Annotated in this window: 22 protein-coding genes, 1 tRNA gene and 1 pseudogene; 17 read left to right on the plus strand and 7 right to left on the minus strand. The window is 75.7% G+C overall.

All coding sequences use genetic code 11. The annotated features are described in order from the left end of the window. Nucleotides 1-567 precede the first annotated feature (567 nt). Nucleotides 568-939 (plus strand): hypothetical protein, encoded by a 372-nt coding sequence (locus NT8_RS16435; RefSeq protein WP_067970329.1) that lies wholly within the window; start codon nt 568-570, stop codon nt 937-939. A gap of 101 nt (nt 940-1,040) precedes the next feature. Here the strand turns inward: NT8_RS16435 and NT8_RS16440 are convergent, their stop codons facing one another. Continuing rightward, nucleotides 1,041-2,510, minus strand: coding sequence for an aminotransferase-like domain-containing protein (locus NT8_RS16440; protein WP_067970331.1), 1,470 nt, complete (start codon nt 2,508-2,510; stop codon nt 1,041-1,043). Between the two features lie 60 nt (nt 2,511-2,570). Here NT8_RS16440 and NT8_RS16445 point away from each other — a divergent pair, with 60 nt between their 5' ends. After that, complete coding sequence (locus tag NT8_RS16445; protein WP_067970335.1) at nt 2,571-3,776, plus strand: trans-sulfuration enzyme family protein; 1,206 nt, start codon at nt 2,571-2,573, stop codon at nt 3,774-3,776. Between the two features lie 60 nt (nt 3,777-3,836). Here the strand turns inward: NT8_RS16445 and NT8_RS16450 are convergent, their stop codons facing one another. Beyond that, on the minus strand, nt 3,837-4,589 hold the full coding sequence (locus tag NT8_RS16450; protein WP_067970339.1) for a TetR/AcrR family transcriptional regulator: 753 nt from the start codon (nt 4,587-4,589) through the stop codon (nt 3,837-3,839). 88 nt (nt 4,590-4,677) lie between these two features. Between NT8_RS16450 and NT8_RS16455 the strand changes: the two genes are divergently transcribed. Next, on the plus strand, nt 4,678-5,940 hold the full coding sequence (locus tag NT8_RS16455; RefSeq protein ID WP_067970342.1) for a DUF418 domain-containing protein: 1,263 nt from the start codon (nt 4,678-4,680) through the stop codon (nt 5,938-5,940). Nucleotides 5,941-6,420: 480 nt separating this feature from the next. Then, nucleotides 6,421-7,224: an SDR family NAD(P)-dependent oxidoreductase gene (locus NT8_RS16460; protein ID WP_067970345.1), complete on the plus strand. Its 804-nt coding sequence runs from the start codon at nt 6,421-6,423 to the stop codon at nt 7,222-7,224. A gap of 176 nt (nt 7,225-7,400) precedes the next feature. Here NT8_RS16460 and NT8_RS16465 read toward each other — a convergent pair. Beyond that, a tRNA-Ala gene (locus tag NT8_RS16465) sits at nt 7,401-7,473 on the minus strand. A gap of 121 nt (nt 7,474-7,594) precedes the next feature. Here NT8_RS16465 and NT8_RS16470 point away from each other — a divergent pair. Next, a complete protein-coding gene (locus tag NT8_RS16470; RefSeq protein ID WP_084469012.1) occupies nt 7,595-8,239 on the plus strand; it encodes an RNA polymerase sigma factor in 645 nt (214 codons plus the stop codon). Further along, nucleotides 8,220-8,798: a methylated-DNA--[protein]-cysteine S-methyltransferase gene (locus NT8_RS16475; protein ID WP_067970350.1), complete on the plus strand. Its 579-nt coding sequence runs from the start codon at nt 8,220-8,222 to the stop codon at nt 8,796-8,798. Before NT8_RS16470 ends, NT8_RS16475 begins: the two co-directional genes overlap by 20 nt. 1,073 nt (nt 8,799-9,871) lie before the next feature. Here the strand turns inward: NT8_RS16475 and NT8_RS16480 are convergent. From NT8_RS16480 to NT8_RS16495, 4 genes are all read right to left on the minus strand, one after another. Then, the gene (locus tag NT8_RS16480) at nt 9,872-11,296 is read right to left on the minus strand and encodes a dihydrolipoamide acetyltransferase family protein (protein ID WP_067970386.1); all 1,425 of its coding nucleotides are present in this window, start codon (nt 11,294-11,296) and stop codon (nt 9,872-9,874) included. A gap of 17 nt (nt 11,297-11,313) precedes the next feature. After that, on the minus strand, nt 11,314-12,294 hold the full coding sequence (locus tag NT8_RS16485; protein ID WP_067970352.1) for an alpha-ketoacid dehydrogenase subunit beta: 981 nt from the start codon (nt 12,292-12,294) through the stop codon (nt 11,314-11,316). Further along, nucleotides 12,294-13,409, minus strand: coding sequence for a pyruvate dehydrogenase (acetyl-transferring) E1 component subunit alpha (pdhA, locus tag NT8_RS16490; protein ID WP_067970354.1), 1,116 nt, complete (start codon nt 13,407-13,409; stop codon nt 12,294-12,296). The genes NT8_RS16485 and pdhA overlap by 1 nt, the downstream gene beginning before the upstream one ends. A 412-nt stretch (nt 13,410-13,821) precedes the next feature. Then, entirely contained in the window at nt 13,822-14,421 is a 600-nt protein-coding gene (locus NT8_RS16495; protein ID WP_067970357.1) for a sigma-70 family RNA polymerase sigma factor, read from the minus strand. 266 nt (nt 14,422-14,687) lie between these two features. On the opposite strand from NT8_RS16495, the gene purS reads away from it, so the two are divergent. The 11 genes and pseudogenes from purS to NT8_RS16550 form a co-directional block, all read left to right on the plus strand. After that, nucleotides 14,688-14,930 carry a phosphoribosylformylglycinamidine synthase subunit PurS gene (purS, locus tag NT8_RS16500; protein WP_067970360.1) on the plus strand — a complete coding sequence of 81 codons (243 nt, stop codon included), beginning with the start codon at nt 14,688-14,690 and terminating at the stop codon, nt 14,928-14,930. Between the two features lie 88 nt (nt 14,931-15,018). Then, nucleotides 15,019-15,465 carry an ATP-binding protein gene (locus NT8_RS16505; protein ID WP_157515857.1) on the plus strand — a complete coding sequence of 149 codons (447 nt, stop codon included), beginning with the start codon at nt 15,019-15,021 and terminating at the stop codon, nt 15,463-15,465. Between the two features lie 162 nt (nt 15,466-15,627). Further along, complete coding sequence (gene purQ, locus NT8_RS16510; RefSeq protein ID WP_067970364.1) at nt 15,628-16,335, plus strand: phosphoribosylformylglycinamidine synthase subunit PurQ; 708 nt, start codon at nt 15,628-15,630, stop codon at nt 16,333-16,335. Between the two features lie 34 nt (nt 16,336-16,369). Beyond that, nucleotides 16,370-16,867, plus strand: coding sequence for a hypothetical protein (locus NT8_RS16515; protein ID WP_067970367.1), 498 nt, complete (start codon nt 16,370-16,372; stop codon nt 16,865-16,867). A gap of 56 nt (nt 16,868-16,923) precedes the next feature. Next, complete coding sequence (purL, locus tag NT8_RS16520) at nt 16,924-19,221, plus strand: phosphoribosylformylglycinamidine synthase subunit PurL (protein WP_067970370.1); 2,298 nt, start codon at nt 16,924-16,926, stop codon at nt 19,219-19,221. Nucleotides 19,222-19,742: 521 nt separating this feature from the next. Continuing rightward, the gene (locus NT8_RS16525) at nt 19,743-20,063 is read left to right on the plus strand and encodes a hypothetical protein (protein ID WP_157515858.1); all 321 of its coding nucleotides are present in this window, start codon (nt 19,743-19,745) and stop codon (nt 20,061-20,063) included. A gap of 163 nt (nt 20,064-20,226) precedes the next feature. Continuing rightward, nucleotides 20,227-20,889, plus strand: a complete 663-nt coding sequence (locus NT8_RS16530; RefSeq protein WP_067970376.1) for a hypothetical protein — start codon at nt 20,227-20,229, stop codon at nt 20,887-20,889. A gap of 70 nt (nt 20,890-20,959) precedes the next feature. After that, nucleotides 20,960-21,982 carry a peptidoglycan-binding domain-containing protein gene (locus NT8_RS16535; RefSeq protein WP_067970379.1) on the plus strand — a complete coding sequence of 341 codons (1,023 nt, stop codon included), beginning with the start codon at nt 20,960-20,962 and terminating at the stop codon, nt 21,980-21,982. Continuing rightward, a complete protein-coding gene (locus NT8_RS16540) occupies nt 21,975-22,658 on the plus strand; it encodes an ATP-binding cassette domain-containing protein (protein WP_084469014.1) in 684 nt (227 codons plus the stop codon). Before NT8_RS16535 ends, NT8_RS16540 begins: the two co-directional genes overlap by 8 nt. Then, nucleotides 22,658-23,725: a hypothetical protein gene (locus NT8_RS16545; protein ID WP_067970380.1), complete on the plus strand. Its 1,068-nt coding sequence runs from the start codon at nt 22,658-22,660 to the stop codon at nt 23,723-23,725. Before NT8_RS16540 ends, NT8_RS16545 begins: the two co-directional genes overlap by 1 nt. Nucleotides 23,726-23,802: 77 nt before the next feature. After that, nucleotides 23,803-24,363, plus strand: a pseudogene (locus NT8_RS16550) (AAA family ATPase); the annotation flags it as partial.

Below are 24,363 nucleotides of genomic sequence, written 5' to 3' on the forward strand. Positions count from 1 at the left end.
GCCGCACCCGGCGGGCGGAGGCGCCCCGCCGGCGCGCCCGATCCGGACGGAGAGGACCGCCGACCGTCACGCGCCGTCACCGCCGCGCGGGGCTCCGGAGGCGCGCGGCGCACACGGGCGCGGGACCGCGTGCCCACGAGCGCCCGATCGAAACGCCGGAACCGCCGCCGGCGGTCGCACAGGGCGACCGGACCGGTGCTCAGCGCACCCGGCGACGGTGACCTGGACGACACCGCCTCAGGGGGATCGGGGGGGCTTCCCCGGACGCGCGGGCCTAATCCATACCTTCGAAAAAGGGCGTTTGACCTGCACGGACGACCAAGATCACGATAAGATCACCGCATTGTCAATGTGACATGGGCCACATTTCTCGGGGTCGACCCCTAGGGGCCCGATGCTGCTACTATCCGGAGCGCGAAGAATAACCGGGAGGTAACGACACCCTCGGACGCCGCCCGGTTTCGCTGTGACGCCGGGTCGAGCGCCCGGAGTCCGGCCGCGAACGTGTGGCCGCATCATCGAGAGCGGCACCCACCGCGGTACCCGATCACTTCAGGAGACGTCGCTTTGAGTCACTGGCGTTTGAACAACCCCAGGGCCGACCGCGTGAAGTCGGCGCTCGCGGGGCGCGTCAAGCACCGGCCGCGCCACGCTTTCTGCGCCGAGAAGGCGATCACCGCCCTGTGGTACGAGCTCGTCGCCGTCGCCGCCCGCCCGATGTACCGGGCCGGCACCAGCGAGCTGGCGGTCATCTCCGTGATGCGCGACATGAACGTGTGGTGCCGCGACGGCAAGTTCGTCTGGAACGACGCCCTCGGCTCCACCGTCACCCACCCGGCCAGCGACCCCGCCGGGGCCGCCGCCCTCCTGAACCCCTACCCCCGCCGCCGCACCTTCCAGCGCGGGCGCCACCACGCCGCGGTGCTCTCCGCCGCCTGACCCCGCGCGGCACCCGCCTCTCCCGGACGCCCGGACGCCCGACCGACCGCGCGCCGAGCGGCGGGCCATGGTCGGCGCGCGGCCACCCGGACGCCCGCGCTCTAGACCACCATCGCGCTCACCGGGGCGGCGCCCGAGCGGGCGCCGGTGTACTCGCCCCAGGCCGCCGCCAGCAGCTCCACCGCCCGCACCAGGGTCTCCTCCGGTGCGAGGAACGGCACGCGCAGCCGGTCGTCGCCCGCGCCCCCCGGCGCCAGCACGCCGCCCGGCAGCAGGGCCACCCCGCGGCGGAGCGCCACCTGCGCGAACGACGCCGCGTCGCCGCGCGGCAGCCGCACCCAGACCGTCTGGCCCCCCTCCGCGCGCGTGGCCGTCCAGTCCGGCAGCCGGCGCGCCAGTTCGGCGCGGAGCCGGCCGTGCCGCGCCGCCAGCTCCGCGCGCCGCCGGTCGCGCAGCACCGCCCAGTCGGGTGAGCCCAGCAGGTGGTGCGCCGCGAGCTGGCCGGTGACGTCGCCGCCGAGGTCGGCGAGCGCCTTCGTCCGGGCGAGCCGGTCGACCACCGGGCGCGGCGCCCGGATCCAGCCCACCCGCAGCCCGCCCCACACCACCTTGCTCAGCGACCCGACCGTGACGACGCGGTCGCCGCCGGGGTGGCCGGCCATCGGCGGCGGGACCTCCCCCGCGAACCCCAGCTCGGCCAGCGTCTCGTCCTCGACCAGCAGCAGGCCGTGCTCGGCCGCCGCGCGCACGATACGGCGGCGCTGCAACGGGGGCAGCACCGTGCCCGTGGGGTTCTGGAACGACGGCACCAGGTAGGTCAGCGCGGGGCGGCGCTCGGCCATCGCCCGGACGCACTCCGCGGCGTCCACGCCCTCGGGGCCCACCGGGACGGTGGTGACCCGCGCCGCCGCGTCCCCGAACACGCCCAGCGCCCCCGGGTAGGTGGGCGCCTCGGCCAGCACCGTGTCGCCGGCCGCCACGAAGCAGCGGACGAGCAGCGCGAGGGCCTGCTGCGCCCCGTTGGTCACCAGGATCTGCTCGGGGCCGGTCGGCAGGCCCCGCTCGGTGAAGCGGCGGGCGAGCGCCGCGCGCAGCGACGGGTGCCCCGCCGGGTGGTAGCCGATGTCGTCGGCCAGGCCCGCGAGCGCGGCGGCGGCCCGGCCGAACGCGGCCCGCAGCTCCGGCGGCGGGGCGTCGGGGGCGGCGCAGGTGAGCACCAGGGCGCCCGGCGGGCGCTCCAGCATGGACAGGAAGAACGGCCCCTCCGCCGCCCCGGCGGCCGCGGGCCGCTCGGGCAGTGCGGCGGGGGCCACCCGCGTGCCGCTGCCCTGCCGGCGCACCAGCCGGCCCTCGTCGCGCAGCAGGTCGTACGCCGCGACGACGGTCCCCCGCCCCACGGCCAGCGAGGCGGCCAGCGCCCGGTCGGGCGGCAGCCGCGTGTCCGGGGCGAGCAGGCCCTCCTCGACCAGTGCGCGCAGCCGCGCCGCGAGGAGCCGGTACAGCGGGCCGCGCCCGGCCGCCCAGCGCCCGAGCAGGCCGGCGAGAGCGGGGGCGGACATTGGCTTGTTCATGGGACCAATCATGCCCCATTGGATCTGGGCCGGCCGGTCCGCCGGGCGCAGGCTGGACGCATGGACGAGACGACCACCGGCCGGGACGGGCACGCGCTGCGCCCCTCCACCCGCGCCGTCCGCACCCGCGTACCCGACGTCCCGGTCAGCCGCCCGTTGACGGTTCCGCTGTACCAGGGCCACACCTTCGCCTTCGACTCCCCCGACGACTTCGCCGACGCGTTCGCCGACGCCAACGGGGCCTACTACTACGCCCGCTACGGCAACCCCACGGTGCGCGCCCTGGAGGAGGCGGTGGCCGGCCTGGAGGGGGGCGCGGCCGGGCTCGCCGCCGGCTCGGGCATGGGCACCATCTCCGGCCTGTTCTGGTCCCTGCTGCGGTCGGGCGACCACGTCGTGGCGCAGCGGCGCCTGTACGGCGGCACGACCGGCCTCCTCGACGGGCTGCGCGACCGGTGGGGCGTCCAGGTCGACTACGTCGACGCCGACCCGGGGTCGGTGCGCGCGGCACTGCGGCCGAACACGCGCGTGCTCTTCCTGGAGACCATCAGCAACCCGGTGGGCCAGGTCGCCGACCTGCCCGCGCTGTTCGCGGTGGCCCGCGAGGCGGGGGTGCTGAGCGTCGTGGACAACACGTTCGCCACGCCCGTCCTGTACCGGCCCCTCGCCGACGGCGCCGACGTGGTGCTCCACTCGACGTCGAAGTACCTCAACGGACACGCCGACGCGGTGGGCGGGGTGGCCGTGTTCGCCGACGCCCGGCTGTACGAGCGGGTGCGCGACGACGGCCGCGACCACGGCGCGGTGCCCGACCCGTTCGGCGCCTGGCTCACCCTGCGCGGCCTGAGCACCCTCGCCGTGCGCATGCGCGCCGTCAGCGCGGCGGCCGAGGAGCTCGCGCGGCGGCTGGCCGCGCACCCGGCGGTCGCGGTCGTCCACCACCCGTCGCTGCCGTCGCACCCCGACCACGCGACCGCGCGCCGGCTGCTGCCGAACGGGGCGGGCGGGGTGCTGGCGTTCGAACCGGCGGGGGGCCGGGCGGCGGGCGAGGCGTTCTGCCGCGCGCTGCGGGTGGCGGTCCTCGGCCCGTCGCTGGGCGACGTGCGGACGCTGGTCATGCAGCCCGCGACGACGTCGCACCGGCAACTGGACGACGCGGCCCTCGCGGCCGCGGGCATCTCCCCCGCGCTGGTCCGCGTCGCGGTCGGGCTGGAGGACGTCGAGGACCTCTGGGCCGACCTCGCCCGGGCCCTGTCGGCGGTCTGATCGCCGAGCGCGGCCGGGGGCGGGGCTGCCCGAGGACCCGCCCGGACCGCCCGGTGCCGCTCAGCGCCGCGCGGTCCGGGCGGCGATGTCCGCCTCGATCCCGTCGAGGAGGCGGCGCAGCCCGGCCGCGAACACGTCCTCGGGGGTCGGGGGGGCGCCGTCGACCATGGCCGCCGCCAGGGCGGGGTACCGGCCGAAGTCGACCTCGCGCTCCAGGAAGCGGTCGGTGGCCGCCGCCCACTCCCGTTCGCTGACGCCGGTCCGCAGCTCGGTCTCGGCGGCGTCGACGGAGCTCCGGGCGAGCCCGCGGACGTAGCCGTCGACCATCTCGACCACCGTCAGCCGCTCGGCCCCGTCGAGCCCGGTGCCCTCCAGCAGGCGCACGGCGGAGTCGTACCAGGCCAGGAAGTTCGGGCCGGGCACCGTCCGCTGGTCGGCCAGGCGCAGCACCCAGGGGCGGCGCCGGTAGACCGCCCAGTCCTCGCGGGCCCACGCCTCGGTCCCGGCCCGCCAGCCGCCGGGGTGCTCGTGCGGGAGCGGACCCCGCCCGATCACGGCGTCCAGCATGAGCGCGCACAGCTCGGTCCGGCCCGGGACGTAGGTGTACAGGGTGGCGGCGCCGACGCCCAGGCGGGCGGCGACCCGGCGCATGGAGACCGCGGCGGCACCCTCGGCGTCGGCCAGCTCGACGGCGGCCCCCACGACGCGGTCGAGGGTGAGCCCCTGGCGCGGGCCCCGGCGCGGGCGGGCGCGCGTGCCCCAGAGGAGCTCCAGGGCGGGGGTGGGGTCGGCGCTCGGCCTCTCATCGGTCATCTTGCGCCCATCCTAGAACTCCGTATAGCGTTCGGAGTAAATCGAACACTGTTCGGAGTATGGCGTTCGCGCCGGAGAGCGAGACCCCATGGCACCCCCCGACCCGGCGGCGGTCCGCCGCCGACCCGCGCGCGGCGGCGTCCGCGCGGACGAGCGCGCCCTCGCCCCCGACCTGGCGCGCGGCCTGATGCTGCTGCTCATCGTGCTGTCCAACACCGGGTTCTTCCTCTACACGGCCGAGTACGGGCCCACCGGCTGGCACCCGGTCGACGGCTCCGCGGTCGACCGCGCCGTCCGGTTCGCGATGATCACGGCGCTCGACCTGCGCGTCTATCCGCTGTTCGCGTTCCTGTTCGGCTACGGCATGATGCGGCTCTACGCGCGGCAGACCGCAGCGGGGGCGTCCGGGCGCGCCGCGGTGGCGCTGCTGCGCCGGCGCAGCCTGTGGCTCCTGGTGTTCGGCGGCGTGCACGCGGCGCTCTTCCTGGGCGGCGACATCCTCGGCGTCTACGGGGTGGTGAGCCTGGTGCTGGGCGCGCTGCTGCTGCGCCGCTCCGACCGCGCGCTGCTCTTCTGGGCGGCCGCCGCCTACCTGCCCATGTGCGTCGCCGCCCTCACGTCCGTCGGCGACCTCTCCGCGGCGCCGGGGAGCACCCCCCTGCCCGAACCGTCGTTCACGGCCTACGCCGCCGGGGCCGAGAGCGCCCTGGCGGCGGTGGGGGTCCGGCTGACGACGTGGGCGTTCCTCGTCGGGTTCGCGGTGCTGGGCTTCCCGATGTACGCGGCGATGCTGCTCGGGTTCTGGGCGGCCCGCCGCCGCGTGCTGGAGGAGCCGCACCGCCACCTGCGGCTGCTGCGCCGCACCGCCGTCGCGGGCGTCGCCATCGGCTGGGCCGGCGGGCTGCCGGCGGCCCTCGCCCACTCCGGCCTGCTCGACGTGCCGGCCGCCGCGCTGGGCGAAGACGGGCTGCTCGGCCAGGTCCAGAGCGCCACGGGGGTCCCGGGCGGCCTCGGCTACGCCGCGGTGATCACCCTGGTGGCGATGCGGCTGCCGACGCGCGTGCGCCGGTCCGCGCCGGTCCGCGCCGTGGCCGCCACGGGCGCGCGCTCGCTCTCCTGCTACCTCGCGCACTCGGCGCTGTTCTCCCCGGTGCTCGCCGCGTGGGGCCTCGGACTGGGCGCGCACCTCGGCAGCGCCACGGTGGCCGCGTTCGCCATCGGCGTGTGGCTGCTCACGGTGGTGGCCGCCGCGGCCCTGGACCGCGCCGGGCGCCGCGGCCCCGCCGAGGCGCTGCTCCGCCGGCTCGTCTACGGCCGCCCCGCACCGACCGGACCGGGCGCCCCCGGCTAACGGAGGCGACGGGGGAACGGGGCACCCGGTGCGGCCGGTCGGAGGGAGCGCGGGAGGCGGGCGCGGGCGGCGGCACAGACTGCGGCCCTCAGGGCGACACCCCCGGGCCACCAGACCACCGGAACCCGACAGGGGGAACGGGGAGGCGGACGGGGGTGGGGACACGGGGCCGCAGGCCCTCAGGGCGACACCCCTGGGCCACCGGACCACCGAACCTGACGGCGAGGGCGCGGGAGGCGGGCGGGAGTGGTGGACGGGTGGCGGCACGGGGCCGCAGGCCTTCCAGGGGACACCGCCGGGCCACTGGACCGCCGGGCCGCCGGGCCGCCGGGCCGCCGAGCCGCCGGAACTCGACGGCGGGAAACCGCCGGTCGGAGCGCAACCGGGCCGGGCGCCGCGGGGTTTCCCCTCATGAGCGGCGCCGGTCCCGGCGCGGCTCCGCCGCCCCGCCGGGCGGCGCCCCCCTCCCGAAGGAGCACCATGGACCTCAGGCTCACCGGCCGCGCCGCCCTCGTCACGGGCGCCTCCAAGGGGATCGGCCTCGCCGTCGCCCGCACCCTGCTCGCCGAGGGCGCGCGGGTCGCGGCGGCCTCTCGCACCCTCACCCCGGAGCTCAAGGAACTCGGCGGCGACCTCGTGCACGTCCCGGTCGACCTCACCGACCCCGCCGCCCCCGCGCACGCCGTCGAGCGCGCGGCCGAGGCGTTCGGCGGCCTCGACATCCTCGTCAACAACGCGGGCGGCCCGCCCGCCGGGGTCGTGCTGCCGCGCTCCTCGTTCCTCGACGCCACCGACCCCGAATGGCGCGCGGTGTTCGAGTTCAACCTGTTCGCGGTCGTCCGGGCGGTGCGCGCGGCCATCCCGGTGATGCTGGCCGGGGGCGGCGGCGCCATCGTCAACGTCTCCAGCGGCAACGCCCGCCAGCCGTCGCCGATCAACGTCGACTACGGGGCGGCCAAGGCGGGGCTCACCAACCTCACCAAGGCGCTGTCCGAGGAGTTCGCCCCCCAGGGCATCCGGGTCAACACGGTGTCCCCCGGGCCGGTGCGCTCGGCGTGGTGGACCGACCCGGGCGGTGTGGCCGAACGCCTCGCCGCCCAGGCCGGCACCGACCCCGACACCCTCCTCGACTCCGCCGTGCCCGAGATGATGGGCCTCAGCACCGGGAGACTCGCTCTCCCCGAGGAGGTCGCCGACGTCGTCGCACTGCTCGCCTCACCGCGCTCGGCCAGCACCACCGGCGCCGACATCGCCGTCGACTCCGGCTTCCTCAAGGGGATCTGACCGTTCCGCGGCCGTCGCCGACGAGGCCCCCGAACGCGGCACCGGCCTGTACCTGTGATCCGCGTGGGCAGCCGCCCCACCGCCCCCAGGGGGTTCCTCCCAGGCACAGGGGGTGTCCTCCTGGGGAGAACGACGGGACGACCCGGCTCGAAGAGCAGGGTCGTCCCGGAGTCGGGTGGAGCTATGGGGATGCGAACCCCAGACCACCTGCATGCCACGGAGGCGCGCCACCGACCGCGCCATAGCCCCCGGTGGGTGCCGTCCCCAGGCGGCGCCGCAAGACTGGCGCCCGCTCGGGGCTGCGGCCATCGTGGAGGGGGCGGCCCACGGCCGCCCCCGGTGCAACCGGGAGAAGGGATCCGGTGTTGACATGGATGTGAGTACGTTCCGCGGCGGCTCGCCCGCACCCCCCGCCGACCCCGGCACCCCACCGCCCCACCCCGACGACCCCGGGCCTCCACTGCCCCACCCCGACGACCCCGACCTCTGGTTCGCGGAGCTCTACCGGCGCCACCGGTCGATGGTGTTCAGCGCGGCGCTGCGGCTCACCGGCAGCCACGCCGACGCCGACGACCTCGCCTCCGAGACCTTCCTGCGCGCCTTCCGGGCGGCCGCCGCCTACGGCGCCCCCCGCCGCGCCGACCTCCGGCCCCGCCCGTGGCTGGCCGCCATCCTGCTCAACGCCTGGCGCAACCGCCACCGCTCCGCCACCCGCACCCCGCCGCCGCTCCTCCTCGACTCCCCCCTCGACCGCCCCGATCCCGGCGAAGACGTCGAGGCCGCCGCCGAACGCCGCGAGACCGGCGGCGAACTCGCCCGGCTGCTCGCCCTCCTGCCCGAGAAGCAGCGGGCGGCGGTCGTCCTCCGGCACGTCGCCGGGCTGTCCACCGCCGAGATCTCCACCGCCCTCGCCGCGCCGGAGGGCACGGTCAAGTCGTATATTTCGCGGGGGCTCCGCCGCCTCCGCGCGCTCACGGACCTTGAGGAGGCGCCCCATGCCGGACCCCGCACCTGACCCGCTCACCACGGCCCTGGCCGGGCTCGCCGTCGACGCACCGCCGCACCTGCTCGACCGCGTGGCCGTCCGGTGGGCGCGCGTCCCCGCACCCGCGCCCCTGGGCGAGGTCGCCGTCGCCTTCACCGACCGCGGCGTCTGCTACCTGCGCACCACCGGCCCCGACTTCGCCGCCTCCTTCCACCGGCGGTTCGCCCGCCCGCTGCTGCCCGCCGACCACGCCCCCGACGGCGTCGCCGACGCGCTGCACGGCGGCGACCCCGGCGCGGTCCGCCTCGACCTCACCGGGCTCCGGCCCTTCCAGGCCGACGTCCTGACCGCCGCCCGCGCCATCGCCCCCGGCGAAATCCGGCCCTACGCCTGGATCGCGCGGCGCATCGGCCGCCCGCGCGCCGTCCGCGCGGTCGGCACGGCGCTCGGCACCAACCCGGTCCCCCTCCTCATCCCCTGCCACCGCGTCACCCGCTCCGACGGCGGCATCGGCGAGTACGTCTTCGGCGCCGCCGCGAAAGCCGCCCTCCTGCACGCCGAGGGCGCACCCATCGGCGGCACCCCGTGACCGCCCCCACGGGCGAGGCCCCGCTGCGGCGGCCGCCTGCCGCCCGCCCTCCGCAGCCGCAGGCAGCGCCTCCCCGCTATGCCCCGCGAGACCGGGCGTCCGCCCACCGGACGACACCCGTGCGACGCCGATCGGCGGCCACCGGCCACCCTGGGCGGGGTGCCGACGGGCGCGAGGACCCGTGAGGTGGCAGCGGGCGCCCCGGTGGGGCATCAGCGGACGCGGAAGATCGTGAGACGGCGGCGAGCGCCCCGGTGGGGCATCAGCAGGCGCGGAAGTCCGTGAGGCGGCGGCGGGCGCCCCTTCCGCCACGGTGAGGGCGCCCGCCGCCTCCGGTCCGGGGACCGGGGCTCTCATCGGCCCACCGGGTCGGCCGGGCACGCGGGTCCGGCGCTGCCGCGCCGGATGGGGGCCGGCGTCGGCGCGGGCGGTCATGCCGCCCGCGCCGACCGCCGTGCCGCCCTCGGCCGGACCCGCGCCCGCCGCCGACATCCGGAGGGCCGCGCGACGCACCCCGGGAGGTCCCGGATCGGCGCGTCACGAGGGGTTCGACGCCGCCGCGCCGCCCACGGTTGCGTCCGGCGGCCGACACGGCCGGATCCGGACACCCGAACGCCGCCTCGGCCACGGGCCCCTCAAAGGGCATCGGCCAAGGGTGGCGGTCAAAGGATGGCGGTCATGAGACGGCGGTCACGGGGCGTCGGTCACGGGGTGGCGGTCATGGGGTGGCGCCCTACCGAACGGGTCACACGGTCCCCCCCCAACCCCGCCCGATCCGCCACGCGGCCCGCCGCGCCCCGTCGCCACCGAGCGCACCGCCCCCCAACCCCACCCGGACGGCCTGGGAACGCCACCAGCGGCCGTGGAGGGGCCACTCGCCCCCGCGCGCCACGGTCCCCGCCCCGCATGCCCGCACACGCGGGCTCAGGCCGCCGGACACGATGACGCACCCCACTGGCGACCGCCGCGCCCGTACGCACACACCGAGCGCCGCCGGGAGTGCCCTGGTGTCCTGGCCGGGCGGCATGGCGTGTCCGGGCGCCCGGTCGGGCGGCCCGGACACGCTCGGCGGGTCAGCCCCAGACCAGCGCGGTGGTCTTGGGGTTCTCCAGCATGGCGCCGACGTCGCGGAGCACCTTGGAGCCCAGTTCGCCGTCGACCAGCCGGTGGTCGAACGACAGCGACAGCGTCGTGACCTTGCGCACCGCCAGTTCGCCCTTGTGCACCCACGGCAGGTCGCGGATCTGCCCGAACGCCAGGATCGCGGCCTCACCGGGGTTGATGATCGGCGTGCCCGCGTCGACCCCGAACACCCCGACGTTGGTGATGGTGATGGTCCCCCCGCTCATGTCGGCCGGGGTGGTGCGGCCCGCGCGCGCGGTCTCGGTGAGGGTCTGCAGCTCCCTCGCCAGGTCGGGCAGCGCCAGGGCGTGCGCGCCCTTCACGTTGGGCACCACCAGGCCGCGCTCGGTGGCCGCCGCGATGCCGAGGTTGACGTCGTGCTTGACGACGATCTCCTGGGCGGCGTCGTCCCACGACGCGTTGATGCCGGGGTTGCGGCGCACGGCCGCGAGCAGCGCGCGCGCCACCAGCAGCAGCGGCGAGACCTTCAGCCCGGCGAACTCCGGGTGCTCCCGGAGCCGGCGCACCGCCTTCATGGTGCGGGTGACGTCGACCTGGAGGAACTCGGTGACGTGCGGGGCGGTGAACGCGCTGCGGACCATGGCGGCCGCGGTGTGCTTGCGCACGCCCTTCACCGGGATGCGCTCCTCGCGCCCGGCGGCGGGCGCGGACGCCACCGCCGGAGCCGGCTCCGCCACGGTAGCGGCCGCGGGCTCCGCCGCGGGGGCCGGAGCGGCCGCGGCGGCCGCCGCCCGCTGCACGTCGTCGCGGGTGACCACGCCGCCGGGGCCCGTTGCCGCGACCGCGCGCAGATCGACCCCGAGGTCCTTGGCCAGCTTGCGCACCGGCGGCTTGGCGAGGACCGGGCCCGAGCCGTCGGCCGCCGGGGCCGGGCCGGGCGCGGCCGCCGGCTCCGGGTCGGCCGCCGGCGCGGCCGGTGTGGCGTCGCGCGCGGGCAGCGCCGCCGACCCGGCGGGCTCCGCCGGCGCGGCCGCGCCGTCACCGCCGACGGCGCCGCCGGAGCGGCGCCGGGGCCGCCGCTGCGTGGACGCCGCCTTCTCGCCGTAGCCGACGAGGGGCTTCTCGCGCACCTCCTCGGGCTCGCCGCCGTCCGCAGCGCCGCCGCTGCCGTCGTCCACCCGGATGATGGGCGTGCCCACGTCGACCGTGGTGCCGGCCTCGACCAGCAGCGCGCTCACCGTCCCCGCGAACGGGCTGGGCAGCTCGACGGCGGCCTTGGCGGTCTCGATCTCGCAGATGACCTGGTTGACCGCGACCGTGTCGCCCGGCTGGACGTGCCACTGGAGGATCTCCGCGTCGACGAGTCCCTCGCCGACGTCGGGCAGCCGGAACTCCCGCATCCCCTGCTGGACCATGCTCATCCGACCCCCTCCTAGTACGCGAACGCGCGGTCGACGCCGTCGAGGACCCGATCCAGGTCGGGCAGGTAGTGCTCCTCCAGCCGCGACTGCGGGTACGGCGTGTCGAACGCGCCGACCCGGATGACCGGGGCCTCCAGGGAGTAGAAGCACGACTCGGTGACGCGGGCGGCGATCTCCGCGCCGATCCCGTGGCTCACGGGCGCCTCGTGGGTGACCACCAGGCGGCCGGTGCGGCGCACCGACGCGGTGATGGTGTCGTAGTCGACCGGCGACAGCGACCGCAGGTCGACGACCTCGATCGAGTGGTCGGTGTCGGCCTCGGCGGCCTGGAGGGCGGTCTTGACCATGGGGCCGTAGGCCACCAGCGTGACGTCGGTGCCGGGGCGGGCCACCCGCGCCGCGCCCATGGGGGCGGCGTCGGCGAGGGCGGCGTCGGTGTCGACCTCGGCCTTGTCGTAGTAGCGGCGCTTGGGCTCGAAGAACACCACGGGGTCGTCGGAGGTGATCGCCTGCTGGATCATCCAGTAGGCGTCGACCGCGTTGGCGACGGTCACCACGCGCAGCCCCGCCGTGTGGGCGAAGTACGCCTCGGGGGACTCGCTGTGGTGCTCGACCGCCCCGATGCCGCCGCCGTAGGGGATGCGCAGCACTACGGGCATGGCCAGCGCGCCCGCCGAGCGCCGCCGCATCTTGGCGAGCTGGGTGAACGTCTGGTTGGCGGCCGGGAAGAAGAACCCGTCGAACTGGATCTCGCACACCGGCCGGTACCCGCGCAGGGCCAGGCCGATGGCGGTGCCGACGATGCCGGACTCGGCCAGCGGGGTGTCGATCACCCGGTCGGCGCCGAAGTCCTTGTGCAGCTGGTCGGTGACCCGGAAGACGCCGCCGAGCCGGCCGACGTCCTCGCCCATGACGAGGACCTTGGGGTCGTTCTCCATGGCGCGGCGCAGGCCGGCGTTGATGGCCTTGCCGATGGTGAGGTTCGTGGGCATTACCGGACCCCTTCCGCTGCGGCGTCCTCGAAGGAGGCCAGGTAGTCGGCGAACTCCGCGCGCTGGCGGTCGGTGTGGACGTCGGGTTCGGCGTAGACCTCGTGGAAGATGTCCAGCGGGTCGGGGTCGGGCAGCGCGCGGCACTCGTGGCGGACGCGCTCGCCGAGCCGCTCGGCCTCCTCCTCGACGGCGGCGAAGAACGCGTCGTCGGCGTGCCCCTCGTTCTCCAGGTAGGCGCGGACCCGGGCGATGGGGTCCTTGGCGCGCCACTCCTCCAGCTCGGCGGAGACCCGGTAGCGGGTGGGGTCGTCGTTGGTGGTGTGGGCGCCCATGCGGTAGGTGAACGCCTCGATCAGCAGGGGGCCCTGGCCTTCGCGGGCGTGCTGCAGGGCGGCCCGGGTCACGGCCAGGCAGGCGAGGACGTCGTTGCCGTCGACGCGGACCCCGGGGAAGCCGAAGCCGGCCGCGCGGCGGTAGATGGGGGCGCGGGACTGCCGCTCCATGGGCTCGGAGATGGCCCACTGGTTGTTCTGGCAGAAGAAGACGACGGGGGCGTTGTTCACCGCGGCGTAGTTGAACGCCTCGTTGGTGTCGCCCTGGCTGGTGGCGCCGTCGCCGAAGTAGGCGATGACCGCGGTGCCGTCCTCGCCGAGGGCGCCGTCGCGCTGGACGCCCATGGCGTAGCCGGTGGCGTGCAGCGCCTGGCTGCCGATGACGATGGTGTAGAGGTGGAAGCCGTGGTCGTGCGGGTCCCATCCGCCGTTGGTGGTGCCGCGGAACATGCTCAGCAGGTCCTTCGGCGGGATGCCGCGGCACCAGGCGACGCCGTGCTCGCGGTAGGAGGGGAAGGCCATGTCCTGGGGGCGCAGTGCGCGCCCGGAGCCGATCTGGGCGGCCTCCTGGCCCAGCAGCGACGCCCACAAGCCGAGTTCGCCCTGGCGCTGCAGCGCCACCGCCTCGGTGTCGAAGCGGCGGACGAGGACGAGGTCGCGGTAGAGGGCGCGCACCTCGTCGGGGGTGATGTCGAGCGGGTAGTCGGGGTGCGTCCGCCGCTCTCCTTCGGGGGTCAGGAGCTGGACGAGCTCCGGTTCCTCCTGCGCGGTGTTGTTCGACACCTGTCGCTCCTCGGGTGCTCGGGGCCGACGTCGCGGGGTACCGCCGGTCGGCCGGATGTCCGCCCGCTTACCCGGGGTAACGGGTGTGGTCGGGCAGCCCTACCGACATCGTGACAGAACTCACCACGGGCGGCGCAAGGCCCCAGCGACACCTTTTCGGCTGTCGCCTCATGATCCCGGAGAACCAGAAAAGTGCAACTACCAGGACTTCCAACCATTTGCAAGGGAGTCCGACAAAAAGCCGGAGGCCTTGCTGCACGGGCGACCGGAGGCGCGTCCGGTCCTCCCGGCGGGGAGCCGGTGTGCAGGGACGACCACGGAGGGTGACGGAGAAAGGGGCGCCCTCCCGGGCCCGTGGCCCCGCCGGAGGGCGGGCGGCCGGGGGCGCGCGCGGCGCGGGGCGCCGCGGCCGTCAGGCGGCGACGCGCATGCCGCGCTCGCGGGCGTGGTCGGCGAGCATCCCGCGGAGCTGCTTGCGGGCGCGGTGCAGGCGCGACATCACGGTGCCGAGCGGGGTCTCCATGCGCTCGGCCACCTCCTTGTAGGAGTAGCCCTCGACGTCGATGAGGTAGACGACGACCCGGAACTCCTCCGGGAGCCGGGCCAGCGCGTGCCGGATGGCGGAGTCCGGGAGGCGGTCCAGCACCTCGGACTCGGCCGAACGCGAGCCCGTGGAGGCGTGCGCGTCGGCGGCGGCGAGCTGCCAGTCCTTGATCTCGTCGGTGGAGTCCTGGCGCGGCTCGCGCTGCTTCTTGCGGTAGCCGTTGATGAACGTGTTGGTCAGGATGCGGTACAGCCAGGCACGCAGGTTGGTGCCCGCGCGGAACTGGTGGAAGTTGGCGAACGCCTTGGCGAAGGTCTCCTGCACCAGGTCCTCGGCGTCGGCCGAGTTGCGCGTCATGCGCAGGGCGGTCGGATAGAGCTGGTCCGCGTAGGGCGTCACCGCGGTGACGAAGTCGAGGTCGTCGGTGCGGTCCCCCGTGGCGGTGCGGTCGAGTTCGATGGTCGTCAAATCTCCCCCTTGGGACGACCGGATGATCGCTGCCAATCTGATAGACGCGCGGATCGGCGTCCGATGATGACACCTACCCGGGTGATGAGTGTCACGAAAACCTCGATTCCATCTGTAGTCGCCGTCAAGATGCGGTAAAGCGGCCGCGCGGACCGCCCGGCACGCGGCGTGTGCGCAGGTGCCGTACGCTTTCCCTGCCCTCCTCCGCGCACGCGGAGGCGGACCCCGCCCGTGGCAGTGAAGTGCGGCACACCAGTGGAGGACCCGTGGCCCGCGTCGTCGTTGACGTCATGCTCAAGCCGGAGATCCTGGACCCCCAGGGCCAGGCCATCGTGGGGGCCTGCGGCCGCCTCGGGTTCGACGGGGTCGCGCAGGTCCGCCAGGGCAAGCGGTTCGAGGTCGAGGTCGACGGCGAGGTCGACGACGTCCGCCTGGCCGAGATCCGCCGGCTCGCCGAGACCCTGCTCGCCAACCCGGTCATCGAGGACTTCGCCCTGCGTGTGGAGTGACGCGCCCCCGGCGGCCGGCCCCCGCCGGTTTCGACGTACTTTCCCCGGGAACTCTCAGGATTGTGTCGAACGGTCGTGAGGGCTTCCGATGGACGTGAGATTCTCGATCGCACTCCCGCGCGAGGCGTACACCGTCGCCGTCGTACGGGAATTCGTGGGTGAGGCGCTGCGCGCCCACGGAATATGCGATGAATGCGCATTCCGAATTCTGCTCGCCGCCTCCGAGGCGTGCGGGAACGCCGTCGACCACGGCGCCCCCGCGCGGGACTACTCCGTCACCACGCATCTGCACAGCGCCTCCTGCGTCGTGGAGATCAGCCATAAGGGCACCGGGTTCACCGCCGCCCGGGTGCCCCCGCCGCGCCTCGACGCCGAATCCGGCCGGGGCATTCTGCTGATGCGCCATCTCGTCGACGAGGTCGACTTCTCCGGTTCGCCCCAGGGCGACACAACGGTGCGGCTGTGCAAGACCCTGCACCAGGGGGCCGACGGCGCCGCCGGCTGCGGACGGGTGCCCGAACCCGCCCTGTGCTGACCGCGCCGCCCGCCGCCCGCGTCCACCCCGGGCGGCCGCGGTGCGCGTTCCGCCGACGCAGCAGGTCGGCACCCCCGGGGAGCGGGTAACCTCGGTGTCGGACGCGCCGGCCGGGCCGGCCGCCTCCTCCCGACTCCCGCCGACATCCTTCGGAGAGTGCCCATGACAGCCCGTGTGGGCGTCGTCACGTTCCCCGGCTCCCTCGACGACCGCGACGCCGCGCGAGCGGTCCGCATCGCCGGGGCCGAGCCGGTCGCCCTCTGGCACGACACCGCCGACCTCCAGGGTGTCGACGCCGTCGTCCTGCCCGGCGGCTTCTCCTACGGCGACTACCTGCGCTGCGGTGCCATCGCCCGCTTCGCGCCCATCATGTCCGAGCTGGTGCCCGCCGCCGCGTCGGGCGCGCTGCCCGTCCTGGGCATCTGCAACGGCTTCCAGATCCTGTGCGAGAGCCACCTGCTGCCCGGCGCCCTCACCCGCAACCGGTCGCTGCACTTCCTCAACCGCGACGTCACCCTGCGCGTCGAGGCCACCGGCACCGCGTGGACCAACCGCTACACCGCCGGCCAGGACATCCGGATCGTGCTCAAGAGCGGCGAGGGCAACTACGTCGCCGACCCCGCCACCCTTGACGAGCTGGAGCGCTCCGGCCGGGTGGTCGCCCGCTACGCCGACGGCGCGCCCAACGGCGCCCAGCGCGACATCGCGGGCGTGGCCAACGAGCACGGCAACGTCGTCGGCCTCATGCCGCACCCCGAGCACGCGGTCGAGGCGCTGACCGGCCCCTCCACCGACGGCCTCGGGTTCTTCGCCTCGGTGCTCGCGCACCTGGCCGACGGTTCCCCGATGCGCGCGGGCGCCGCCGGCTGACCGCCACCGCCACACCCCTGGGGGACGTTCCACGATGATGGCCCTGCTGCGCTCCCGCACGACGATGTTCGTCCTGGTCGGACTGGTGACCGTGGGCCTGGTCGCCACGGGCGCGGTCGGCCTGTTCAACGCCGTGAGCGCCCCGCCCCCGGCGGGCGCCGCACCCGAGGGCGGCGACGCCGCCGCGATCCCGGCGCCGCCGGTCGACTCCCTGGGCGCGGCGCCCGACGGCACGTCCTACACCGACCTGGGCGAGCAGTGCGAGTCCGGCGAGTGCTACCGGCTGGTGGGCGTCACCGCCGAGGACGACGGCACCGACGGCGAGGCCGCCGTCGACGCGGTCTACGGCCATCTCATCGACGAGGGCTGGGCGCGCGTCCTGCCCGACGGCGAGGACGCGCCCGAGGACGTCCCCATGGCCGACAGCTACCTGACCGACGGCAGCGTCCTGCTGCGCGGCAGCACCACCCCCTACGACACCGAATCAACGGCGGGCCTGATGCTCGTCAACGCCCAGCTCCCGGCCTCCTGACCGGTTCCGCCCGTACCCGGGCCGACGCGCACGACACCTTCCCGAACGGACACCGCATGCCCGACGCAGTTCAGCTCGACACGGTCGCCACCGCGGCGGCCACCCCGGACACCCCGCAGCCCTACGCCGAACTCGGCATGGCCGACGACGAGTACGCCCGGGTCCGCGAGATCCTCGGCCGCCGCCCGACCTCCGCCGAGCTGGCCATCTACTCGGTGATGTGGAGCGAGCACTGCTCCTACAAGAGCTCCAAGGTGCACCTGCGGCAGTTCGGGGAGAAGGCGCCGGAGTCCGCCGCGCTGCTCGTCGGCATGGGCGAGAACGCGGGCGTGGTCGACGTCGGCGACGGCCACGCGGTGACCTTCAAGATCGAGTCGCACAACCACCCGTCCTACGTCGAGCCGCACCAGGGCGCGGCCACCGGCGTCGGCGGGATCGTCCGCGACATCCTCACCATGGGCGCCCGCCCGATCGCGGTCATGGACGCGCTGCGGTTCGGCCCGGTCGACGCCCCCGACACCCGCCGGGTGCTGCCGGGCGTGGTGTCGGGCATCTCCTTCTACGGCAACTGCCTGGGCCTGCCCAACATCGGCGGCGAGATCGGATTCGGCGCCGGGTACGCGGGCAACCCGCTGGTCAACGCCCTGTGCGTGGGCGTCATGCGGCACGAGGACATCAAGCTGGCGCAGGCGCCCGGCCCCGGCAACAAGGTGGTGCTGTTCGGCGCCACCACCGGGCCCGACGGCATCGGCGGCGCCTCGGTGCTGGCCAGCGCGACGTTCGACGACGAGAGCCAGGCCAAGCGGCCCAGCGTCCAGGTGGGCGACCCGTTCCTGGAGAAGCTGCTCATCGAGTGCAGCCTGGAGCTGTTCGCCCAGGACCTGGTCGTCGGCATCCAGGACCTGGGCGCGGCGGGCGTCTCGTGCGCCACGACCGAACTCGCAGCGGGCGGCACCGGCGGCATGCGCATCGCGCTCGACCGCGTCCCGCTGCGCGACTCCCGGCTGACGCCCGAGGAGATCCTGATGAGCGAGTCCCAGGAGCGCATGATGGCGATCGTCGAGCCCGCCCGGCTCGACGCGTTCCTCGCGGTCTGCGCCAAGTGGAACATCCTCGCCACCGAGATCGGCGAGGTCACCGACGTCACCGCCGACGAGGCCGAGCGCGGCGGCCGCCTGGTCATGACCTGGCACGGCGAGACCGTGGTCGACCTGCCGCCGCGCACCGCGGCCGACGAGGGCCCGGTCTACGAGCGGCCGTTCGCCCGCCCCGACTCCCAGGACGACCTCCAGGCCGACACCCCGGCGCGCCTGGACCGGCCGAAGACCGACGCCGACCTGCGCGCCCAGGTGCTGCGCGTCCTGGCGGCGCCGGGCGTGTGCGACCCCACGTGGGTCACCCAGCAGTACGACCGCTACGTCATGGGCAACACCGTCCTGGCCACCCCGCACGACGCCGGCATGGTGCGGGTGCGCGACGACTCCGACCGCGGCATCGCGCTGGCCACCGACGGCAACGGCCGCTACACCCGGCTCGACCCCTACGAGGGCACCCGGCTCGCGTTCGCCGAGGCGTACCGCAACGTCGCGGCCACGGGCGCGCGGCCGCTGGCGGTCACCAACTGCCTGAACTTCGGGTCCCCCGAGGACCCGGCCGTCATGTGGCAGTTCGCCGAGTCCACCCGCGGCCTGGCCGACGCCTGCCAGGAGCTGGGCACGCCGGTCACCGGCGGCAACGTGAGCTTCTACAACCAGACCGGGGACGTCGCCATCAACCCCACCCCGGTCATCGGGGTGCTGGGCGTCATCGGCGACGTGCACGACCGGCTGACCACCGCCTTCACCCCGGAGATCGACGGCGCCAAGCTGCTGCTGCTGGGCACCACGGCCGACGAGCTGGGCGGGTCGGTGTGGGCCGAGGCCGTCCACGGCCACCTGGGCGGGGTGCCGCCGCGGGTCGACCTGGCGGCCGAGGCCGCGCTGGGTGCCGTGCTGGCCGACGCCGCCGAGTACGGCGTGGTGGCGGCGGCGCACGACCTGTCGGACGGCGGGCTGGTGGTGGCGCTGGCCGAGTCGGCGATGCGCGGCGGCGTCGGCTGCACGGTGCGGGTCGACGACCCCTTCACCGATCTGTTCAGCGAGTCCGCGGCGCGCGCGGTGGTGGCCGTGCGCCCCGACGCCGAGGCGGCGTTCACCGAGCTGTGCGCGCGGCACGGGGTCCCGGCCGCCGAGATCGGCGCGGTGGGCGGCGCGGCGCTGTCCGTGCGCCACCCCGGCGGCGGGTTCGACATCGACCTGGCCGATCTGCGCGCCGCGCACGAGGCCACGCTGCCCGCGGTCTTCGACGCCGACTAGCCACCCACCGCGAACGGCGGTCCGCCCCTTCGGGGCCGGGCCGCCGTTTCCTTTCCGGGGACCACCGCGCGGAATTCCCGCGATGCATTCCCTTCAGGTGACGGCCAATCAACGTCCGGGGATAATCACGGTGCTGGAATTCCAGCTTCCCGCGATAACGCGCGGACATATCGCCCGGGGCGCGGCAAACGCGCCATTTCCCTCGGTTCCGCGCGTCGCCGATCGCCCGAATCCCACTCGGCCGGGTGTCCGGATGCGGACACCCGCAATTGCGCACGGCCGCGTTTCCCACGCCCGCCGGGGATTTCGCGGTGGAGAGCACAGGTCCGGCCGCGGAACTCCGCCGATGGACCTTCCGCCCGCGACATTAACGTGGCTTAATTCCACTACCCCGGATATCCCCCGGAGGCAGTAGTGGCCTGGCGCCGATCCGGACGGTTCCACGCCACCTCGGCCGGTCGGCCACCGGCCGAGTCCCCAGCGAAGTCACGCATCCGTCATTCCAGCGAAAGGGAATGCTCGTGACGATCCGATCCCGCACCCCCCACTCCACCGCCCGCCGCGCCGCGGCGGGCATCGGCACCCTGATCGCCACCGCCGGCATGGGCATCGCCCTGGCCCCGCCGGCCGCGGCCGCCTGCTCGTCCTACGTCGACGCGGGCTACTACTACTCCTACGCCGAAGGCCACGTCGACACGTGCGCCGCCTACAACTGGGTCCGCTCCTACGCCCAGCACGGCAACCGGTCGGCGCTGTCGGCCTGGTACACGGGCTACTCCTGGGCCTCCGCCGACTCCGGCGTGTCCTGGAGCTACAGCGCCTGGAACCAGTTCTCGGCCTAGTCCACCCCCGATGGGCCGCCGCCCCCGGCACCCGCACCCCCGTGCCGGGCGGCGGCGGCCGCTCCCCGCGCCGGCGCCCGGACCCCCGTCCGGGCGCCGGGCGGCGGCCGCTCACCGCACCACCCCGGACCCCGCCGCCGGCGGGAGAGCGATCGGAGTCCCGATGCCCGACCACCGCCCCGCCCGCACGGCGGCCACCGCCGCCGCCGTCGCCGCCCTGCTGACCGGCTGCTCCCTGTTCGGCGCCGAGTCCGCCCCCGAGCCGCCCGGCGGCGCGGGCGGCCCCGGCGCCACCGCCACCATGGAGGCCAGCCTGGTCGAGCAGTTCGAGCAGGCCCGCGAGAACGCCACCACCGACTTCGAGCGCGACGTCCTCGACCGCGCCATCGCGGCGGGCGAGATCTCGGCCGCCGACTACGAGGAGGCGTTCAGCCGGTACCGCGAATGCGTCGAGGACGCCGGGGTCGAGGAGACCTACGAGATGCGACCCAACGGCCTCTACGCCATCACCCCGCCCGAACTCGACGGCCAGGCGGAGGCCGACGAGTACATGGAGGTCACCGGCCAGTGCGCCGACGGCACCACCATGCGCATCGAGGCGCTCTACAACACCCAGGTCAACAACCCCGGCCTGGTCGAGGACACCCGCCTGCTCGCGGTGGACTGCCTGATCGAGGAGGGGCTGGCCCCGGCCGACTACACCGTCGAGACGCTGCACGCCGACGCCGAGGCGGCCTTCGAGGACGCCCCCTTCGACCCCATGGCGCCCGAGGCGCAGGAGTGCCTGGTGAAGGGCGGCTACAACTACGCGGGCGAGCCCTCCTGACCGGCCGCGCGCACCCGCAGACCCCGGTGCCGGGCGCACCGCCCGGCACCGGCGACCGGAAGGGCCGCACGTGACGATCCGACCGTGGGGGGCCGGCCTGCTGGCCGGCCTGGTGCTGTTCGGCGCCGGCGGCGCCGCGGGGTTCCTGCTGCGCCCCGCGGCGGCGCCGAGCGGCCTCGCGGAGCCCGAGGACCACACCAGCGCCCCGGTCACCGCCGAGGGGTACGCCGACGAGCGCACCGTTCGGGTCACCTTCGAGGTCACGCCCACCTCCACCCTGGAGATCGGCTTGAAGGGGCGCGTGACCACCACGCGCTGCGCGGCGGGCGCCGAGCTGCGCTCCGGCGAGGTCGCCGCCACGATCGGCGCCGTGCCGCTGATCGCGCTCGCCACCGAGATCCCGCTCTACCGCGACCTGGAGGAGGGCGACCACGGCGGCGACGTGCAGGCCCTCCAGCGCGAACTCGCCCGGCTGGGGTACGGCACGGCCGAGGACGGCGAGTACGGCCCGAACACCGCCGACGCGGTCGACGCCCTGCTGGAGTCCGCTGGCGTCGCGCGCCCCAAGGGCGAGGTCGAGGCCGACCGCTTCCTGTGGCTGCCCGCCGCCACCTCCGTGCTGGACGAGTGCCAGGCCCCGCTGGGCACGACCGTCGCGCCGGGGGCGCCGTACGGCACCGTGCCCGGCGGGCTCACCGGCATCCGCGCCGACTCCCTGCCCGAGGGCGCCGTCGACGGCGACCGCACCATGGAGGTCCTGGGCGTCGAAGGCCCCATGGGCACCGACGGAACCGTCACCGACCGCGGGTTCCTGGACGAGGTCGAGTCCACCACCCGGTTCGCGGAGGTGATGGCCGGCGACGAGGCCGTGACCGCCGACGTCGCCCTGACCGACCCGGTCGACGCGCACAAGGTGCCGCCCGCCGCCGTGTTCGGCGTCGACGGCGACCGCGGGTGCGTCGAATCCGGCGACGCCGTGCACCCGGTGCGCATCGTCGGCTCCGGCCTCGGCGCGACCCTGGTGGTGGTCGAGGGTGAGGCCCCCGAGGACGTCGACCTCGGCCCGGCGATCGGAGCGGAGTCCTGTGCCTGAGCCCGCCGACACCCCCGATGCGGCACCCACCGCCCCCGCCCCGCCCCCGGCCGCCCGGGTCCGCGCCACCGGCCTCGGCCACCGCTTCCCCGGCACCGACGACCTGTTCACCGGGCTCGACTTCGAGCTGGTCCCGGGCGAGGTCGTCGCGGTGTGCGGGCCGTCGGGGTGCGGCAAGTCCACGCTGCTGTCGATCCTGGCCGGGTGGCTGGCGCCCGCCCGCGGCACGGTGGAGGCCACCGGGATCGGCCGCACCTCCTGGGTCTTCCAGAACCCGTACGGCGTCGCCCGGCGGACCGCGCTCGACCACGCCGTGCTGCCGCTGCTGGCCCGGGGGTGGCGGCGGGCCGACGCCGAGCGCCGGGCCGCCGAGGTGCTGGCGGAGTTCCGGCTGGCCGAGGCCGCCCACCGCCCGTTCCGCGAACTGTCGGGCGGTGAGGCCCAGCGGCTGATGCTGGCCCGGTCGGTGTGCACCGCCCCCGACCTGCTGCTCGTGGACGAGCCCACCGCCCAGCTCGACCGCCGTACGGCGGCCACCGTCAACGCCAGCCTGGACGCGATCGGCCGCGCCGGGACCATCGTGGTGATCGCCACGCACGACCCGCACACCCGCGCCGCGTGCACCCGGGTGCTCGACCTCGGCCCGCCGGTCCCCGAGCCCGGGGACGCCGCGTGATGCGCGCCGCCGCCGTGCTGTCCGAGGCGCTGCGCAACCTGGCCACCGGCACCACGCGGGCGGCCGTCCTCGGCCTGGCCGCGTGCGCCGTCACGGCCGGTCCGGCGGCGGCCGACGCGCGTTACGTCGTCGCGCTGGAGCGGCAGGCGGCGGAGTTCGTGGCGGCGGGCGCGTCGGTGCGCACCCTCGTCGCCGAGGGCATGACCGATGGCGCGGCGTGCGAGGGGCTGGCCGGCGAGGGGCCCATCCGGTCGTCGGGGGCGCTGCGCGCGGCCGACCCGGTGCCGCTGCGGGCGATGCCGGGCGACCCGCTCCCCGCGTTCGAGGTCACCCCGGGGCTGGCCCGGGTCCTGGGGGTCGACGCGGCCGCCGCCGAGGGGGTGTGGCTGCCGCGCGAACTGGCCGACACCCTGGGCGCCGAGGCCGGCACCCGGCTGCCCGCCGACGAGGGCACGCTGACCGTCGCGGGCGTCTACGCCTATCCCGACGACGGCCGCGACCGGCGGCTGGGGTACGCGGTGCTGGTGCCCCGGGGGGCCGCGGCCGTGTACGACGAGTGCTGGGCCGAGGTGTGGCCGGTGTCGCCGTCCGCCGACGAGCTGATCGCCACAGCGGCCGACGTGGTCGCCGACCCGGCCACGACCGTGTCCGTGCGCCAGCTCAACTCCACGCTGGGACGCACCTTCGACGGGGCCGAGCGGTTCGCGTCCCGCCCCACGCGGTACGCGGCCCCGGCGTGCGCGGCGCTGGGCGCGGCGCTGGGGTTCATCGCGGTGCGCACACGCCGCCTGGAGTACGCGGGGGCGCTGCACTGCGGCGTCCCGCGCGGGGCGCTGCTCGCCATGGTGCTGATCGAGACCGCCGCCTGGGCGGGGGCGGCCCTCGCGGTGGGGGCGGCCGTCCTGGTGGCGGCGGCGTGGACGGGGCACCCGGGCGATCCGGCGGCCACCTACCTGGCGGCGCTGCGCGGCCCGGCCGCCGCGCTCCCGGCCGCGCTCCTGGGGGCGTGCGCCGCACTGGCGCTCATCCGCGAGCGCCATCTGTTCCGGTATTTCAAGGGGCGCTGACGGACCGCGCGGGCCGGCCGGTCGGGTAACATGCTCCGGTTCAATTCCTTACCGAGTTAAGTTTTCGGAGTGCCCGCATGCCCGAGCCCACCCGCACCGCGCCCTCCGGCGCCGCCGGAACCGACACCGAACTCGCCGCCGAACGCGCCCACGCCACCGCCGCCCGCGCGGCGCTGCGGCGCATGCGCGAGGACGTGCTGACCACCCGGACCGCCGTCGGCGACGCGGTGGTGGACAAGTACACCAACGCCGTGCTCCGCCGCGCCCGCGAGGAGCGCGCCCGGAGCCTGGCCGACCTGCCCGACGTGCCGCTGTTCTTCGGCCGCCTCGACCACCCGCCCGGCGCGGTCTACGAGAGGGGGCCCGACGACGGGCCCACCACGGCCCGCGCACCCGACGCCGACCGGGTCTACGTCGGCCGGCGCAACGTGCACGACGCCGCGGGCGACCCGATGGTGCTCGACTGGCGGGCCCCGGTCGCCGGCGCCTTCTACCGCGCCACCCCCGCCGACCCCATGGGGGTGCGGGTGCGCCGCCGCTACGGCTTCGACCGGGACGGCGTCCTCACCGCCTTCGAGGACGAGCCGCTGGCCGGCCCCGGCGCGCACGGCGCGGCCCCCTCCGGCGAGCTGCTGGCC

This window comes from Nocardiopsis trehalosi NBRC 14201, from assembly GCF_001552555.1.
Lineage (GTDB): Bacteria > Actinomycetota > Actinomycetes > Streptosporangiales > Streptosporangiaceae > Nocardiopsis_B > Nocardiopsis_B trehalosi.

What these genes read in the sequence shown, in the direction of transcription:
- NT8_RS16440 (WP_067970331.1), bottom strand. Translation starts at nt 2,510, where the DNA reads ATGAACAAGCCAATGTCCGCCCCCGCTCTCGCCGGCCTGCTCGGGCGC.
- NT8_RS16445 (WP_067970335.1), top strand. Translation starts at nt 2,571, where the DNA reads ATGGACGAGACGACCACCGGCCGGGACGGGCACGCGCTGCGCCCCTCC.
- NT8_RS16450 (WP_067970339.1), bottom strand. Translation starts at nt 4,589, where the DNA reads ATGACCGATGAGAGGCCGAGCGCCGACCCCACCCCCGCCCTGGAGCTC.
- NT8_RS16455 (WP_067970342.1), top strand. Translation starts at nt 4,678, where the DNA reads ATGGCACCCCCCGACCCGGCGGCGGTCCGCCGCCGACCCGCGCGCGGC.
- NT8_RS16460 (WP_067970345.1), top strand. Translation starts at nt 6,421, where the DNA reads ATGGACCTCAGGCTCACCGGCCGCGCCGCCCTCGTCACGGGCGCCTCC.
- NT8_RS16470 (WP_084469012.1), top strand. Translation starts at nt 7,595, where the DNA reads ATGGATGTGAGTACGTTCCGCGGCGGCTCGCCCGCACCCCCCGCCGAC.
- NT8_RS16475 (WP_067970350.1), top strand. Translation starts at nt 8,220, where the DNA reads ATGCCGGACCCCGCACCTGACCCGCTCACCACGGCCCTGGCCGGGCTC.
- NT8_RS16480 (WP_067970386.1), bottom strand. Translation starts at nt 11,296, where the DNA reads ATGGTCCAGCAGGGGATGCGGGAGTTCCGGCTGCCCGACGTCGGCGAG.
- NT8_RS16485 (WP_067970352.1), bottom strand. Translation starts at nt 12,294, where the DNA reads ATGCCCACGAACCTCACCATCGGCAAGGCCATCAACGCCGGCCTGCGC.
- NT8_RS16505 (WP_157515857.1), top strand. Translation starts at nt 15,019, where the DNA reads ATGGACGTGAGATTCTCGATCGCACTCCCGCGCGAGGCGTACACCGTC.
- purQ (WP_067970364.1), top strand. Translation starts at nt 15,628, where the DNA reads ATGACAGCCCGTGTGGGCGTCGTCACGTTCCCCGGCTCCCTCGACGAC.
- NT8_RS16515 (WP_067970367.1), top strand. Translation starts at nt 16,370, where the DNA reads ATGATGGCCCTGCTGCGCTCCCGCACGACGATGTTCGTCCTGGTCGGA.
- purL (WP_067970370.1), top strand. Translation starts at nt 16,924, where the DNA reads ATGCCCGACGCAGTTCAGCTCGACACGGTCGCCACCGCGGCGGCCACC.
- NT8_RS16530 (WP_067970376.1), top strand. Translation starts at nt 20,227, where the DNA reads ATGCCCGACCACCGCCCCGCCCGCACGGCGGCCACCGCCGCCGCCGTC.
- NT8_RS16545 (WP_067970380.1), top strand. Translation starts at nt 22,658, where the DNA reads ATGCGCGCCGCCGCCGTGCTGTCCGAGGCGCTGCGCAACCTGGCCACC.